General features: G+C 64.8%; 13 protein-coding genes. 3 read left to right on the top strand and 10 right to left on the bottom strand.

The annotated features are described in order from the left end of the window. Nucleotides 1-2 precede the first annotated feature (2 nt). Nucleotides 3-2525, bottom strand: a complete 2523-nt coding sequence (locus tag ACYVHT_RS16065; protein ID WP_460553977.1) for a sigma 54-interacting transcriptional regulator — start codon at nt 2523-2525, stop codon at nt 3-5. Between the two features lie 267 nt (nt 2526-2792). Here ACYVHT_RS16065 and ACYVHT_RS16060 point away from each other — a divergent pair, with 267 nt between their 5' ends. Together ACYVHT_RS16060 and ACYVHT_RS16055 are read left to right on the top strand one after the other, a co-directional pair. Further along, nucleotides 2793-3659, top strand: a complete 867-nt coding sequence (locus ACYVHT_RS16060; RefSeq protein WP_460553974.1) for a helix-turn-helix domain-containing protein — start codon at nt 2793-2795, stop codon at nt 3657-3659. 253 nt (nt 3660-3912) lie between these two features. Next, a complete protein-coding gene (locus ACYVHT_RS16055) occupies nt 3913-5319 on the top strand; it encodes an FAD-containing oxidoreductase (protein WP_460553972.1) in 1407 nt (468 codons plus the stop codon). A gap of 36 nt (nt 5320-5355) precedes the next feature. Here the strand turns inward: ACYVHT_RS16055 and ACYVHT_RS16050 are convergent, their stop codons facing one another. The 9 genes from ACYVHT_RS16050 to ACYVHT_RS16010 form a co-directional block, all read right to left on the bottom strand. Then, entirely contained in the window at nt 5356-6066 is a 711-nt protein-coding gene (locus ACYVHT_RS16050) for an alpha/beta fold hydrolase (RefSeq protein WP_460553969.1), read from the bottom strand. 200 nt (nt 6067-6266) lie between these two features. Beyond that, nucleotides 6267-7685 carry an alginate export family protein gene (locus ACYVHT_RS16045; protein ID WP_460553966.1) on the bottom strand — a complete coding sequence of 473 codons (1419 nt, stop codon included), beginning with the start codon at nt 7683-7685 and terminating at the stop codon, nt 6267-6269. Nucleotides 7686-7696: 11 nt separating this feature from the next. Then, entirely contained in the window at nt 7697-8011 is a 315-nt protein-coding gene (locus ACYVHT_RS16040; RefSeq protein ID WP_460553963.1) for a phosphoribosylpyrophosphate synthetase, read from the bottom strand. Between the two features lie 58 nt (nt 8012-8069). Then, nucleotides 8070-9152, bottom strand: a complete 1083-nt coding sequence (locus ACYVHT_RS16035; RefSeq protein ID WP_460553960.1) for an NADH:flavin oxidoreductase/NADH oxidase — start codon at nt 9150-9152, stop codon at nt 8070-8072. A gap of 12 nt (nt 9153-9164) precedes the next feature. Next, nucleotides 9165-9872, bottom strand: a complete 708-nt coding sequence (locus tag ACYVHT_RS16030; protein ID WP_460553958.1) for a YoaK family protein — start codon at nt 9870-9872, stop codon at nt 9165-9167. Nucleotides 9873-9881: 9 nt separating this feature from the next. Continuing rightward, nucleotides 9882-10319, bottom strand: coding sequence for a DoxX family protein (locus tag ACYVHT_RS16025; protein ID WP_460553955.1), 438 nt, complete (start codon nt 10317-10319; stop codon nt 9882-9884). Between the two features lie 152 nt (nt 10320-10471). Further along, nucleotides 10472-12376: an amidohydrolase gene (locus ACYVHT_RS16020; protein ID WP_460553952.1), complete on the bottom strand. Its 1905-nt coding sequence runs from the start codon at nt 12374-12376 to the stop codon at nt 10472-10474. 170 nt (nt 12377-12546) lie between these two features. Beyond that, nucleotides 12547-13179, bottom strand: a complete 633-nt coding sequence (locus ACYVHT_RS16015) for a hydrolase (RefSeq protein ID WP_460553949.1) — start codon at nt 13177-13179, stop codon at nt 12547-12549. 79 nt (nt 13180-13258) lie between these two features. Then, a complete protein-coding gene (locus ACYVHT_RS16010) occupies nt 13259-14044 on the bottom strand; it encodes an alpha/beta fold hydrolase (RefSeq protein ID WP_460553947.1) in 786 nt (261 codons plus the stop codon). A 399-nt stretch (nt 14045-14443) separates the two neighbouring features. On the opposite strand from ACYVHT_RS16010, the gene ACYVHT_RS16005 reads away from it, so the two are divergent. Next, nucleotides 14444-15265 (top strand): alpha/beta fold hydrolase, encoded by an 822-nt coding sequence (locus ACYVHT_RS16005; protein WP_460553944.1) that lies wholly within the window; start codon nt 14444-14446, stop codon nt 15263-15265. Nucleotides 15266-15320 lie beyond the last annotated feature (55 nt).

Raw genomic sequence — 15320 nt, 5'->3', positions numbered from 1 at the left:
GCCTATCCTACTTTGATTTCCAGCTTTTTCATGCGCGATTCCAGCGTGGTGGGCTTAAGGTTGAGCAGCTCCGCCGCGCCGCCCTGGCCCCGAATGCGGTTGTTGGACTTGGCCAGGGCCGCCAGAATGATTTCGCGGGTGGCTTCCTGCATGGATTTTACCGGGGCCGAAGCGGGTGCCGCCGCCGGCAGCGGGCTGGCCGTCAGGGGCTCGGTGAGTTCGAGCGTGGCGGAGCGCGCCCGGATGGCCGCCCGCTCGATGACGTGCTCCAGCTCCCGGATGTTGCCCGGCCAGGCGTAGTGCAGCAGCTGCTGGCGCATGGCCGGCGCCAGGCCGGTGAGGGGCTTGCCCAGGCTTTTGCTGATTTTCTGCAGGAAGAACGCCGTCAGGGGCAGTATGTCCTCGGGCCGCTCGCGCAGCGGCGGCACCAGAATGGGAAACACGTTGAGCCGGTAGTAGAGGTCGGCGCGAAAGCGGCCGGCGGCCACTTCCGCCTGGAGGTTGCGGTTGGTGGCCGCAATGATGCGCACATCCACCGCAATGGGCCCCTGGCCGCCGATGCGCTCAATCTCGCGCTCCTGCAGCACGCGCAGCAGCTTGGCCTGCACCTCCAGCGGCAGCTCGCCAATCTCATCCAGAAAGATGGTGCCGCCGTGGGCCAGCTCAAACTTGCCGATGCGCTTGTCGGTGGCCCCGGTGTAGCTGCCCCGCTCGTGCCCAAACAGCTCGGATTCGATGAGCTGCGGAGGCAGGGCGGCGCAGTTCACCTTGACCATGGCGCGGCCCTGGCGGCGCGAGCGGTTGTGCACGGCCCGCGCCACCAGCTCTTTGCCGGTGCCGGTTTCGCCGGTCACCAGCACCGTGTAGTCGGTGGGCGCCACCTGCTCGATGGCCTCGAACACGGCCAGCAGGGCCGGGCTCGTGCCCACGATTTCCTCGAAGTTGTGGCTGGTTTTGATTTCCTCGCTCAGGTAGGTTTTTTCCTGCTCCAGCTGCTCGCTCAGCAGTTTGATGCGCTCGAACGCCAGCAGGTTTTCCAGCGCCAGGGCCAGCTCGCCGCTCAGGGCTTGCAGGTTTTGCAGGTCTTTGACGGTGAAGGCATATGCGGCTTTGCTGGCCACGACCAGCGCGGCCACCGGCTCCCCCTTGCTCATAACGGGCACGTGCATATACGATTGCAGGCCCAGCAATTCGCCATAAAGCTGAGCTACCGGACTATGCTCGCGGCCGGCGGCATCCTGGCTGTGGCGGCCTACTTTCAGCGTGGGTTGCAGTAGCCAGGCTTCCATATCTGCCACGCGCTGCTGCCAGCCCAGGGGCGAGATGGCGGCGGGCAGTATCAATTCGTCCGGCCGGAGCGGCGTAAAAACGCCATTCTGCTTCTGCACCGTGGTATCGAACGGCGTGCCGGGCTGCTGCCCCACCTGGTAGATGCTCAGCAAGTCGATGCCCGGCATCCGCTCGTTGATGGCGGCAGCCACTACGGCCGCTATTTCCGACATGGTTTTGCCGTTCTGGAAGGCGCCGGCCACGGCCAGCTCGGCCGTTTTCTGGCGGCGGCGCTCGTCAATCTCCTCGCAGGCCAGCAGGTTGTCCAGGGCCAGGGCAATCTGCGAGATAACCAGGTTGATGGCCTCAAAATCGGCCGGCGCAAACCCTTCCGGGCCCGTGCGGGCCAGCTGCAGGTTGGTGAAGGAGCGCCGCTTGAGCACCACCGGCAGCACCAGCAGCGACTGCACCCCAAACGTATCGCGAATGGCCCGCGCCGTGAGGTACTGCGCGCACAGCGCCTCGAAGGCCGGCCCGGTGAAGATGCCGGGCTGCTCGCCCAGCCGGTCGGGGGTTTCCTGGGTCAGCTTTTCCAGCAGCTCGTCCGAGGCCTCGGGGCCCAGCAGCACCGGCAAGTGAATGCGCTCGAACGTGCCCAGGGCCGTTTTGCGCAGCATCACCCAATAGAAGGACTGTTCCTCGGGCAGGCCGATGCGGAGGTTGAGAAAGGAAAACGGCACCAGCCTATCAATCTGAGCAGCAATGGCCAGGCTGAGCTGGTCGCGGTCGTGCAGGGTGATAATGGCGTTGTTGACGGCTACCTGAATCTGCTGTTGCTGGCGCAGCTTGGCTTCGGTGCTGTGCGCGTGCCGGTAGCGGGCTATTTCCAGGGTCGTGAGCACGTCTTTGGTGCGAAAAGGCTTGTTCAGGAAGCCGAACGGGTGAGTCACTTTCGCCGCCTCCAGCACGCTGTCGGAGAGGTTGGCCGACAGGAACACGAACGGGATGTGCTGCTCATTGAGCCAGTGGGCCAGGTCGATACCGGTTTCCTCGCCTTTCAGGAAAATGTCGAGCAGCACGATGTCGGGCACCGCCTGCGCCAGGAGCCGCCGCGCCTCGGCCACGCTTTTGGCCAGGCCCCTTACCTGGTAGCCGGCTTTGGTCAGAATGCGCTGCAAGTTGTTGGCAATCAGAAACTCATCTTCCACGATGAGGATACTGGCAGCGGGCGAGAGTTCGGGGCGATTTTCCAGCATGGCAGCAGACGCGACCCAACAGTAGGCCGCACAGATGGACGTTCCTGCAAATTACGCAAGCCTCCGACCCGCTCCGAGCGGGCCTCCGATATTTCGGAGTCTACGCATTGTCGGAGGTTATGGAAGCATTATCCGGGGTTCAAAAACCTCTTTAATACACAATATATCAAATAGTTGATTAAGATGCCCATCTTCCTAATCAGGGCTGGCACCCCGTTGGCAAAGGCCGGTCTGGAACACCGTTGTTCGCCATTCTTCTTTTTTGCTATGAAATGCCACATTCAACACGAACCACTGGAAGTCGAGGAATTTGAGGCAGACAACTGGGCGGGGCCACGCCATTTGCGCAATCATTTCGAACTCATCAGCATTCGCGCCGGCAGCGGCGTGGTCGTCATCAACCAGCAGTCGCGCGGCTACCAGCGGGGCAGCCTGTTTGTGCTGGGCCCCGCCGACGACTACTCCTTCATCATCGAGCAGTCGACCAGCTTCGGCGTGCTGCGGTTCACGGAGGCGTACCTGACCGCCCTGACGGCCAGCGGGATTCACCCCGGAGCCTGGCAGCAGTTGCGCGACTACACCTTGCACGCGTCGCTGGGCCTGGCCGGCACCATCGAGCTGGATGCCGCCGGGCAGCAACAGTTTGAGGCCTTGCTCGGCATCCTGTTTGCTGAGTTTGAAAACCGGGGCCAGCCGTTCAACAACACGCTGGCCGAGTCGCTGATGGGGGCCGTGCTGAGCTTTGTGGGCCGGCGGCTCACGGGCCCGGCGGCGGCCACCCCGCCCGCGGTTTCCCACGCCGGAAACTTCGTGCAGCGGCTGCTGGCGCACATTCGGCGGTACATCGCGCAGCCCGATTTTCTGCGGGTGGAGCACCTGGCGGCCGAATTTGCCTATTCGCCCAAGCACCTGAGCGCGCTGTTCAAGCAGGAAACCGGCGAGTCGCTGCGCCAGTACATTCTGCGCTACAAGCTGAAAATGGTGGAAACCCGGCTGCTGCTGAGCACGCTCACCGTTTCGCAGATAGCCGAGGAGCTGGCCTTTACGGACGTGTGCCATTTGAACAAGCTGTTCAAGAAGCATTACGACACCACGCCCACCGATTTCCGTCGCCACCTGGCGGCCTCCTCGTAGCTGATGGTGAAGCTGTTTAGGAAGTCACCAACAATCAGTAAAACGTCGTGCTGATGGACTTTCTAAACAGCTTCGTTGTTTAGCGTTGCGCGGTGCTGGTGCGCAGCTTGGGCGGTTCAACATCCTCGTTCAACGACTAGACGCCAGTAGGCGTCTCTACGCCGTTCTGGCCGTCGAAGTCACTGCCGCAGCTGCTTTGGCAAGCGCCGCCTGACGTACTTTGCGGCAAGCCAACCTCTTCCCGCATCCCCGCATGAATCATTCCTTTGACGCACTGATTATCGGGGCCGGGCAGGCGGGGCCGTCGCTGGCGGGCCGGCTCACGGCGGCGGGCTGGACGGTGGGCCTGGTGGAACGCAAGAATTTCGGCGGCACCTGCGTCAATACCGGCTGCACGCCCACCAAAGCCATGATTGCCAGCGCCAAAGCGGCGCACACCCTGCGCCGGGCCGCCGACTACGGCCTGGAGCCCACGGCGCCATTGGCCGTGGACCTGCGCAAGGTGAAAAGCCGGAAAGACGCCGTGGTGCAGGCCTCGCGCGCCGGCCTGGAAAACTGGCTGCGCCACCTGCCCGGCTGCACCGTTTTCGATGGCACGGCCCGGTTTGTATCGCCCACCACCATGCAGGTGGGCGAAGAAGTGCTGGAAGCCCGGCACATTTTTCTGAACGTGGGGGCCCGCCCCGCCCGCCCGGCGCTGCCCGGCATCGACGCCGTGCCGTACCTGACCAGCAGCACCATTCTGGCGCTGGAAGAACTGCCGACGCACCTCGTCATTGTGGGGGCCGGCGCGGTGGGCCTGGAATTTGCGCAGCTGTTTCGGCGCCTGGGCTCGGAAGTAACCATCGTGGAGCGCAGCCCGCGCCTGCTGCCGCACGACGATGCGGACGTGGCCGCCGCCGTGGCCGATATCCTGGCCAGCGAGGGCATTACGCTGCGGCTGGGGGCCGAGTGCATTAGCCTGGCGCAGGAAAACGGCCGGCCCGTGGTGCACGTCAGATGCGAAGCCGACCCGGCCCCGAGCCAGGGCTCGCACCTGCTGCTGGCCATGGGCCGCCAGCCCAACACCAATGATTTAGACCTGGAAAAAGCCGGTTTGCAAGCCGATAAGCACGGCTACCTTCCGGTGGATGAGCAGCTGCAAACGGCCGTGCCGGGCATTTGGGCGCTGGGCGAGTGCAACGGGCGGGGCGCTTTCACGCACACGGCCTACAACGACTTCGAGATTGTGGCCGCCAACCTGCTCGACCACGGCCAGCGCCGCGTGAGCGACCGGCTGCCCGTTTCGGCCATTTACCTGGACCCGCCCTTTGCCAAAGTGGGCCAGACGGAAGATGAGCTGCGCGCCGCCGGCATCCCCGCGCTGGTGGGCAAGCGGCCCATGACCAAAGTGGGCCGGGCCGTGGAAAAAGGCGAAACCAAGGGCTTCATCAAGGTGCTGGTGCACGCCGAAACCGACCAGATTCTGGGGGCCAGCATCGTGGGCGTGGGCGGCGACGAGGCCATTCACTGCATCATCACGGCCATGTACGCTCGGCAAACCGCCGCCTTCATGCGCGGCAATATGTTCATTCACCCCACGGTGGCGGAGCTGATACCCACGGTATTCGGAGAACTGAAGCCGCTGGCCACCGAGGCAGCGCCAGCCGTGGCGAAGTAGCCCGGCGGCGCGGCCTCACCCGCGAGCGGCGGGGCCTCAGCAAGTGAGAATATCGGCCAGCTCCTGCGGGCGGGCGAAAAACGGGCTGTGGCCGCAATCCAGGGCCGAGACGTGGGCCACGGTGCCGTTGGCGAGCAGCATGCGGCGCTGCAGGTTGGTGCTGATGCCCACGTCGTTCAGCGTTTCGACGTAGCACTTGGGCACTTGGCCGAACCGGGCGTCCGTCAGCGTCACCCTGGCCTGGAAGGGCGCCAGCGGCTCGGGCCGGTGCCGGGCCACCACCAGCTGCTGAATGGCCGCCGGGCAGTCGGCCGCGAAGATGGGCACGATGGCCTCGGGCTTGATGGTGGCCGTGCGCTGGTCGGCGGCCACCACCAGGTTGGGCGGCAGCAGGCTGTCGGGGTCGTTGAAGTCGAAGGCACTCTGGCCGTTTTGCGGCAGGTAGGCGCACACGTACACCAGCTGCCCGATGCGGTCAGGAATGTGCTCGGCCACCTGCGAGATAATCATGCCGGCCATGCTGTGGCCCACCAGCACCACGCGGCCCGGCTCGGCCTCGATGCGGCCGACGGTGGCGGCCACGTAGCGGTCGAGCGTGAGCTGCTCCAGAGGCGTGGCATCGTCGCCGTGCCCCGGCAGGTCGAAGGCCAGCACGCGGTGCCCGGCTTGTTCCAGCAAGGGAGTTATTTCCGACCAGGCATATTGGCCCGACCAGGCGCCGTGGACGAGTACAAACGTTTTGTTCATAGAGGGGAAGAAAATGAAGTATGTAGCGAGGAATAAAGGTGTGTATTAACCTGTTTAGCAAGTTGTTAAACGTCATGCTGAGCTTGTCGAAGCATCTCTACCGCTTCGTATAAGCCGCTTCAACGAATTAGTAGAGATGCTTCGACAAGCTCAGCATGACGTTCCTTTTTAATTCTTCTGACTTCCTAAACGGGTGACTATCAGAAGCGAAACGTGACGCGGGGCGACACATAGGTCTGGTTGCGGCCGGGGCCGGACTGTTCAAGGAAAGCGCCGGCCTGGAAGTAGGTCACGAACAATTCCAGCTCCCAGTGGCGCTGCGCCTGCCAGTCCAGCTCCATGGTCAGCTGGTTGCCGATGTACTTCGACTGGCCGGCGTTGCCGGGCCGGTTCAGCACGTAGGGCACGCTGTAGAGGCCATCGGCCGAGCTGGCGCGCCAGAAAAAGTCCCAGTCGAAGCTCAGGGCGAAATCGTCGGTGCGGGCCGGGTAGAGCGTGAGCACCGGGTGCAGGTCGAACAAGTTGGCCGGTCCGATGAGGGCGGCCTGACCGAAGTACGCACCCTTGGGAAACAGCGGGTTGAAGGTCTGCAAATCGGGATTATCCCGGTTCTGGTCGCCGCTGATGTACTCGGTGCGCAGCTGCAGCAGCGGGCGCAGCGGCAGCGTTTTGAACAGGTAGCCAAACTCGCCGGAAGCCGTCCAGGCGCGGATGTTGCCGGCGCCGAAGCGGCCGAACTGGTACACGGCCTCCGCGTTGTAGCGCCAGGGGCCGGGCGCGCCCCACAGCCGGGTGCCCACCGAGTGCCGGCGCTCGGCGGCCGTGCCCTGCTGGTAGCGGGCCAGCTTATTGTCGAAACCGAGGTAGTACAGGTCGATGCCGCCGCTGAGCGGCTGGAGGTTTTTCACGCCGTACAGGCCCCAGAACCACACGTTGGGGTTGGAGCTGTCGTCGAAAACGCCGGGCTTGGTGGTGGCCGGCCGGGTCACGAAGCCATCGACCTGCAGCTCCTGCAGGTGCCACATCAGCCGGCCGCCGTCGAAGGTCTGGCGCACGTTGGGTGCCTCGCGCCACGAAATCAGGCGCGACGAGCCGTAGGCCATTTCCTGGCGGCCCAGCCGGAGCGTGAGGCTGCGCGCGCCAGCGCCGGTGCTGAGGTCCACGAAAGCCTGGTGCAGGTCGAGCTGGTCTTCCTCGGTCACTTCGGGGGCGTAGGATTTGAAGTGCGCGAGGCCGCTTTTCAATTGCCCGAACAGCCGGACGTGCGGGCCAACATGGACGTCGGCGTGCAGCATGTAGCGTTCCAGCAGGTAGCCGCTGCGGTCCTCTTCGCCCGCGCCCCAGTCGTTGTGGCGCACCAGCACGTACTGCGGCCGGATTTCGCCCCCAAGGCTCAGGTAACTGCTTTTGGAAGCCGTGAGCGGGATGAATTTGATGGGGTCGAACAGGTCGGGGCGCACGGTGCTGGTGTCGCTGGCCAGGTAGCGGTAATCTTCCCGGGCGCGCTCCATGCGGTAGGCGGGCGGGGCCAGCAGGTGCTCCTGGGCGCGGCCTGGCAAGGCCACACCGAGCAGCGCGGCCAGCAGCGCCGGGCGCGGCATTTGTAGCAGACTACGCATGGCGGCAACTGCTACGCGTGCTGCGGGTTGTGCAGGCGCTGCAGAAAATCAGCGGCGGCGGTTTCAATATCGGGGCCGAAGGCGGCTACCAGCACGCCCTTGTGGGCCGGGTTGGGGCGCGACTGCAGGGCGTAGAGCACCATGTTGTCGTCGGGGCTGGAATCGCCCTCGAAGCGGTACACTTCCCTGATGGCCAGCTCCTCCGGGCGCAGGTCTTCCGGCACTTGTTCGCAATGGGCCAGCCCGTTCACCAAGTTGTAGTCGAGGGTGTAGTCGCGCCGGCGCAGGTCGGCAAGGGCTTCGGTGAGGGTGTCGTAGGTGGGCATGCGCGTTGGCGTAAAATGAAGAAAAAGGGCCGCGGGTAGAATGCGCAGCGGCCATTAACTAGCGAGCTGGCTTGGGAAAAGCGCGGAGGTATTGGGCGGGTACTGGCGTTTCGGCGTGCAGCTCGGTGGCGGCACGCAGGGCGAAATAGGGGTCGCGCAGCAGCTCGCGGGCCAGCAGCACGAGGTCGGCCTGGCCGTTGGCAATAAGGTCATTGGCCTGCTTGGGCGTGGTGATGAGGCCCACGGCGCCGGTAAGAATGCCGGTGGTGGCCCGGATTTTTTCGGCGTACGGCACCTGGTAGAGCGGTACCACTTTGGCTTTGTCAGGCATGCCAAACCCGCCAGCCGAGGCCGTGACGACATCCACGCCGTGCTGCTGCAACACGGCCGTTAGCCGCACCGAATCGGGCAGGTGCCAGGCATGTTCTTCATCGGAAAAATCGACGGCCGAGAGGCGCACCAGCAGCGGCATTCCGGCGGGGATGACGGCCCGGATGGCGCCCACCGTTTCAACCAGCAGCCGAATCCGGTTTTCGAAGCTGCCGCCGTACTCATCGTGGCGGTGGTTGGCCAAAGCCGAGTAGAACTGGTGAAACAGGTAGCCGTGGCCCGCGTGCAGCTCAATGGCATCGAAGCCCGCCTGCACGGCCCGGGCGGCGGCCCGGGCAAAGTCCGTTATCAGGGCCTGGATTTCGAGCAGGGTCAGGGCTTCGGACGTGTGCTGATGGTCGAGCGAAACGGCTGAGGCGCTTTTGGTAGTCCAGCCGCCTTCAGCCGGGGGCAGGTAGTGGAAGCCGGCGGTGGGGTGGGCGTGGCTGCCCTTGCCGCCCGTGTGCCACAGCTGCACCGCTATTCTGGCGCCCTGCGCCTGCACAAATTCCACAATGGGCCGCCACGCCGCCACCTGCGCCTCGTTCCACAAGCCGGTATCGAATAGCGTGTTGCGGCCCTTGGGCGCTACGGCCGTGGCTTCCGTAATAATCAGCCCCACGCCACCAACTGCCCGGCTCCCCAAGTGCACCAGGTGCCAGGCATTCACCAGCCCATCGGTGCTCTCGTATTGCTGCATAGGAGACATAACGAGGCGGTTTTTCAGCGTCAGGCTGCGGATTTGAAGCGGTGAAAACAGCGGGATGGACATAAAATGAATTAGTTAAGAAAGAAGGGCTGAACCGCTGACCTCGCGTTGCGCCTGCCGGTGCCAGCCCAGCGCCGCCACCGCCAGCGCGGCCCCCGCGCCCGCCACCACCACCAAGCCCGCCACCCTGGCGGCAATGGCCCCCGCCAGGCAGCCCAGCAGAAAAGCCCCAATCATCAGCAGCTGCTTGCGGAGCCCCGCCACCTGCCCGGCCGCGGGGCCGGGCGTGCGCAGCCAGGCCACCACGTCGAGCGTGGCCTGGGTCACGTTGCCGGTCATGACGGTGGTGGGGCCGTAGGTTTCCTTGGCGAACAGGCGGCCGAAGGCGTTTTGCAGGCCCATGGCAAACACCACCAGCATGGCGGCCAGCTGCATCAGCCCCACGGTGCGGTCGTGCAGGACCAGCAGGGCCAGCACCAGCCCGCCGGCGGCCAGCAGCAGGCCCGCTTCCCAGAGCAGCAGGGCGTAGCGGCTCGGGGCCCGGCCGCCTATCCAGCGCCCCGCCACCACGGCCGCCACAAACACCGGGAAGCTGACCAGCTTGGTCCAGGCGTGGGCATCGACGTGGTGCACCGCGTCGTAGGCAAACACGATGAAGTTGCCGGTGACGTGGGCCGAAAACAGCGAATCGGCCGCCACGAAGGTCACCGTGTCGCAGAAGCCGGCCACCAGCGTGAGCAATATGCTCAGGTGCTTGATTCGGGTTTCAATTTCCAGCGCCATAAGTCGGAGTTAAGGAGTGAGCAGCGTCCACAAATAGTGGTCGACGGAGCGGGTGCCGGGGCCCAGGAACAGCAGCAGCAGAAAGCAGATGGTGTAGATGTAGGGCACGTCGCGCACCGCCACCGAATCGTGGCGGTGCACCACGAAATAGCCAATGGCCGTAACGCCGATGGTGGGCAGCACCGCCAGCCGCGTGCCGATGCCCAGCACCACCAGCACCGGCACCACCGTATCGGAAAACGTAGCCACCAGCTGGTTGAGGGCCGCCGGCAGCCCCAGCGGATTGGGCACTACCTCGGCCGCCTCGCCCGGCTCGTGCTGAAACTTACGCAGCCCGTGCACCCGAAACAGCTCCACGGCCAGCAGCACCCGGAAGCCCAGCAGCGCCCAGTTGTTGAGCGCGCTGCCGGCATCGGAGGAAAGCAGGGTTTTGAGTAGGTCGAGCATGATTATGAAGTAAAAAGTGGCTTAGCCCAACGGAAAACCTCACCCCCGGCCCCTCTCCCGCGGAGAGGGGAGCCTGACGGTTTGGGAAGAAGCTGAACCGGTGCCCCCTCTCCGCGGGAGAGGGGGTCAGGGGGTGAGGTGAACCGGCCGCCCTAAAACGCGAAGCACGAGCACCCCAGCGCGCCCCAGAAAGCCGTGTAGTTCGTCACCGGCACGTTGCTCAGGCGGGCTTTTTCGTGGGCGTGGCCGTGCACGTTGCAGCTGCCGGCGCAGCAGTGCACCTGCGCCAGCAGCTGCTGCTGAGCCATCGGGGCCGCCGCACTGGCAGCCGGCCGGTTGGCCGTGACGCGGTAGGCCGGGTTGGCGGGGTAGTAGCCGTTTTGCAGGGCCGTGGGCGACCAGTCGGGCAGGATGGGCAGCGGCTCGGGGCCGTGGCTGCCGAAACCGCCCTTGGCGTACACGATGTTGCCACCCACGATGGTCAGCTCGGCCTCAATCTCCTTGATAACCGCTTCGTCCACGGTGAAGTAATCCTGGTCCAGCACCGTCAAATCAGCCAGCATGCCCGCTTTGATGCTGCCCTTTCGGTCCTGTTCGTTCGAGAACCAGGCGCTGCCGCGGGTGTAGAGCTCCAGGGCCGTTTCGCGGCTCAGGCGGGTGGCGTCGGAGTAAATCTGCAAGCCGCCCACGGTACGGCCGGTCGTCATCCAGTAGAGCGCCACCCAGGGGTTGTAGCTGCTCACGCGGGTGGCGTCGGTGCCGGCGCCCACGGGCACGCCGGTTTCCAGCATCCGCTTGATGGGCGGGGTGTGCTGGGCGGCTTCGGCCCCGTAGCGCTCCGTGAAATACTCGCCCTGGAAGGCCATGCGGTCCTGCACGGCAATGCCGCCGCCAAGGGCTTTCACGCGGTCGATGTTGCGCTCGTCGATGGTTTCGGCGTGGTCGAAAATCCAGGGCAGGCCGTTGAAGGGCATGTCGCGGTTGACGCGCTCAAACACGTTGAGGAAGCGGGTGATGCTCTCGTTGTAGGTGGCGTGCAGGCGGAAGGGCCAGCGGTTTTCGACCAGCAGGCGCACCACGCGCTCCAACTCGGCTTCCATGTTATCCGGCAAATCGGGGCGGGGCTGGAGGAAGTCCTCGAAGTCGGCGGCCGAAAACACCAGCATTTCGCCGGCCCCGTTGTGGTGGTACATCTCGTCGCCCTGGTACAGCTTCACCGACTTCGTCCAGGCATCAAAGTCCTCGTACTCCTGCTTCGGACGCTGCGTAAACAGGTTGTAGGCAATGCGGACGGTGAGCTGCTTTTTCTCGTGCAGCTCGTTGATAACCTGGTAGTCGTCGGGGAAATTCTGGAAGCCGCCGCCCGCGTCAATCACGCTCGTGATGCCGAAGCGGTTCAGCTCGCGCATGAAATGGCGGCTCGAATTAACCTGGTATTCGTAGCTCAGTTTCGGCCCCTTCGCCAGGGTCGAATACAGAATCATGGCGTTGGGCGTGGCCAGCAGCAGGCCGGTGGGCTCGCCGCGGCTGTCCTTCTGAATCTGGCCGCCGGGCGGCGCGGGCGTGTCGCGGGTGTAGCCCACGGCCCGCAGCGCGGCCCGGTTGAGCAGGGCCCGGTCGTAGAGGTGCAGGATAAACACGGGCGTGTCGGGGGCCACGGCGTTCAGCTCGTCGAGCGTCGGCATGCGCTTCTCGGCAAACTGCTGCTCGGTCCATCCCCCTACCACGCGCACCCACTGCGGCGTGGGCGTGCGGGCCACCTGGGCGGCCAGCAGGCGCAGGGCATCGGCCAGCGAGGGCACGCCGTCCCAGCGCAGCTCCAGGTTGTAGTTCAGCCCGCCCCGAATGAGGTGAATGTGCGAGTCGTTCAGGCCCGGAATGGCGCACTTGCCCTGCAAATCGATGCGCGTCGTGGCCTCATCGGCCAGCTGCAGGATGGCCGCGTCATCGCCCACGGCCAGGAACTTGCCGTCTTCGATGGCCACGGCGGTGGCGGTGGGGTTTTGCGCATCCACGGTGTGAATGCGGCCGTTGTAGAGGATTAGCGTGGCGCTCATGGTTACGGGAGGCTACTGGGTGGGGATTGTGCTCGCGACGGGACCTCACCCCCGGCCCCTCTCCCGCGGAGAGGGGAGCCACGGCGGCCCAGACGTTTGCAGTCGTCAGGCTCCCCTCTCCGCAGGCTTCGCGCATCAAGCGAACCGGGGCCGGGGGTGAGGTTTCCCGCCTAGTGCGTCAGCATCTTATGCGAGTACTGGATGCCCAGCCCATACCCCGCGCCGTACTTTTTCATGAGGTCGGTCACGGCCACGTAGGTTTCCTGGCGGGCCCAGTCGCGCTGCAGCTCCAGCAGGTACTGCACGGCCGTGATGGGGCGCACGCCGGCGTGAATCATGCGCTGCATGGCGCGCTCGTGGGCTTCCGGCGACACGTCGCCGCAGGCATCGGCCACCACGTACACCTCGTAGCCCTCGGCCATGGCCGACAGGGCCGGGCCCACGATGCAGACGCTCGTCCAGAGGCCGGCCAGCACCACCTTTTTCTTGTCTTTGCCCTTGATGGCGTTGTAGGCGGCCTCGTCTTCCCAGGTGTTCATGCTGGTGCGGTCGAGGTAGCCGGAGGTGGCCTGCGGGTAGAACTCCTCAATTTCCGGAAACACCGGGCCGCTGAACGACTCCTCGGCCACCGTGGTCACGACGGTAGGCACGTTGAAGATGCGCGAGGCCCCGGCAATAATGGCCGTGTTGGTGCGCAGCGTGTTGATGCTGATGCTCTGCGTAGCAAAGGCCATCTGGCCTTCGTAGTCGATGAGCACGAGGGCGTGGTTGGTGGGCGTGAGCAGCTGGGGTGAAGGTTTCATAAGTCGGGAATGAATGGTGAAAGCGAGGTAAGGGGGCCCGCCACGGCAAGCGGCGGGCGGCAACGGCAACGGCTGGCGGCTACTTGGCGGGCACCTTGGCGGCAGCTTCGAGGATGACGGCGGCCACCTTGTCGGGCTGGGCCAGCAGCACCATGTGGCTGGCCGACAGCGTGGTGCTGGTGGCCTTCATTTTCCTGGCCAGGCTGCGCTCCAGGTCGGGGTTAATCATGCGGTCGTTGGCGGCCACGATGTACCAGCTGGGCTTGGTTTGCCAGGCCGGGGTGCTCACCTTGTCTTTGAGGGCCGCGAAGGGCTGGGGCGTCTGGGTGGCAATAGCCACCTGCTGGTCCGATTTGGACAGGTCCTGCGCCACGTCTTCCGTGAAGCCCTTGGGCGACATGTGGATGTAGCCGAACTTGTCGGGCTGAATCTGGTCGTTGCCGGGCGTGCCGGGAAAGGTCTGCACCAACTCCAGAAACGACTGGCCGGCATCGGGCGCGGCCGCCGCCACGTACACCAGGCCCGCCACTTTGGGGTCGGTGCCGGCTTCGGTAATGACCACGCCGCCCCAGGAGTGGCCCACCAGCAGCACCGGGCCATCCTGCAGCTCGATGGCGCGCCTGGTGGCGGCCACATCGTCGGCCAGCGAGGTGAGCGGGTTTTGCACCGCCGTCACGTGGTAGCCCTTGGCCGTGAGCAGCGGAATAACCTTGGCCCAGCTGGAGCCGTCGGCCCAGGTGCCGTGCACCAGCACAATGTTTTTGACGCCCGCCGGGGCAGCAGCCCGGGGGGCGGGGGGCGCCGGCGCAGCCGCCAGCAGCGCGCTCGCCAAAGCCCCCGTCAGGAGAACAGATGCATGTTTCATAAAGAAAGGGTTGGTTGATGGCCGGCTGCCAGGAGCCAGAGTGGGCCGAAGCCAGCCGGAATGAGCGAAAGGGTTGCCAGCACCGGCCTCGGCTAAGGCCATCCTGGCGCGGTGCCACTTGCTAAGCCTGTAAAAAGTGGGCCCCGTTACCGCTGCAAACCTAGAGCGGCCGGCCGGCGGCGGCGCGGTAAAAAAGCCGGAACAAACGGTACGTTTCAAGCCGGCCGCCTGCCGGCCGCTCAGCACCTGATGCAATCCGCTGATAATACTGCGAAAGCCGGGCTTTTTACCGTGGCGCCGGCTGGCCGGGCGGGTAGTTTTGCAGGGTCGGGAATGGTCACTGACCCCTTGCCCGCCACAACCACACTGTTTCTTCAACCACTTTCAACCAAACGCGTTATGCCTACAATCACAGTAAAAGACGGCACCGAAATCTACTACAAGGACTGGGGCACGGGCCAGCCGCTGTACTTCCACCACGGCTGGCCGCTCTCGAGCGACGACTGGGATGCCCAGCTGATGTTTTTCCTCCAGAAAGGCTACCGCGTTATCGCCCACGACCGGCGCGGGCACGGCCGCTCCTCGCAGGCCGCCACCGGCCACGACATGGACACCTACATTGCCGACGTGGCCGAGCTTACGGCCCACCTCGACCTGAAAAATGCCGTCCACATCGGCCACTCCACCGGCGGCGGCGAGGCCATCCACTACGCGGCCCACGCCGCGCCCGGCCGCGTGGCCAAGGTGGTGCTGGTGAGCGCCGTGACGCCCCTCATGGCGCAGGGCCCCACCAACCCCGACGGCGTGCCGATGGCCATTTTCGACGAAATCCGGGAGGGTACGGCCACCAACCGTGCCCAGTACTACACCGATTTCAGCCTGCCGTTCTACGGCTTCAATCGCGAGGGCGCCAACGTGAAGCAGGGCCTGCGCGACAACTGGTTCCGCCAGGGCATGGCCGGCGGCGCCAACGCCCACTACTACGGCATCAAGGCCTTCTCGGAAACCGATTTTACCGAGGACCTCAAAAGTGTGGACCTGCCGGTGCTGGTGCTGCACGGCGAGGACGACCAGATTGTGCCCTTCCAGGTGAGCGCCGTCAAGGCCATCAAGCTGCTCAAGCACGGCCAGCTCATCTCCTACCCCGGCTTCCCCCACGGCATGCCCGCCACCGAAGCCGCCACCATCAATGCCGACCTGCTGAAGTTTATTGAAGCCTAAGCGGGAAGTGCCGCTTTGAAATCGGTTAAAAGCAGAACGTCATGCTGAGCCAAGG

Source organism: Hymenobacter daeguensis (genome assembly GCF_054780555.1).
Note: the sequence above shows the minus strand (reverse complement) of the source record. Positions and strands in the feature narration are given on the sequence as shown.

Bases quoted from the DNA above. Each gene is read 5' to 3' on its own strand.
- ACYVHT_RS16035 (WP_460553960.1), bottom strand. From the start codon at position 9,152: ATGTCCATCCCGCTGTTTTCACCGCTTCAAATCCGCAGCCTGACGCTG.
- ACYVHT_RS16030 (WP_460553958.1), bottom strand. From the start codon at position 9,872: ATGGCGCTGGAAATTGAAACCCGAATCAAGCACCTGAGCATATTGCTC.
- ACYVHT_RS16015 (WP_460553949.1), bottom strand. From the start codon at position 13,179: ATGAAACCTTCACCCCAGCTGCTCACGCCCACCAACCACGCCCTCGTG.
- ACYVHT_RS16010 (WP_460553947.1), bottom strand. From the start codon at position 14,044: ATGAAACATGCATCTGTTCTCCTGACGGGGGCTTTGGCGAGCGCGCTG.
- ACYVHT_RS16020 (WP_460553952.1), bottom strand. From the start codon at position 12,376: ATGAGCGCCACGCTAATCCTCTACAACGGCCGCATTCACACCGTGGAT.
- ACYVHT_RS16040 (WP_460553963.1), bottom strand. From the start codon at position 8,011: ATGCCCACCTACGACACCCTCACCGAAGCCCTTGCCGACCTGCGCCGG.
- ACYVHT_RS16005 (WP_460553944.1), top strand. From the start codon at position 14,444: ATGCCTACAATCACAGTAAAAGACGGCACCGAAATCTACTACAAGGAC.
- ACYVHT_RS16050 (WP_460553969.1), bottom strand. From the start codon at position 6,066: ATGAACAAAACGTTTGTACTCGTCCACGGCGCCTGGTCGGGCCAATAT.
- ACYVHT_RS16025 (WP_460553955.1), bottom strand. From the start codon at position 10,319: ATGCTCGACCTACTCAAAACCCTGCTTTCCTCCGATGCCGGCAGCGCG.
- ACYVHT_RS16060 (WP_460553974.1), top strand. From the start codon at position 2,793: ATGAAATGCCACATTCAACACGAACCACTGGAAGTCGAGGAATTTGAG.
- ACYVHT_RS16045 (WP_460553966.1), bottom strand. From the start codon at position 7,685: ATGCGTAGTCTGCTACAAATGCCGCGCCCGGCGCTGCTGGCCGCGCTG.
- ACYVHT_RS16055 (WP_460553972.1), top strand. From the start codon at position 3,913: ATGAATCATTCCTTTGACGCACTGATTATCGGGGCCGGGCAGGCGGGG.
- ACYVHT_RS16065 (WP_460553977.1), bottom strand. From the start codon at position 2,525: ATGCTGGAAAATCGCCCCGAACTCTCGCCCGCTGCCAGTATCCTCATC.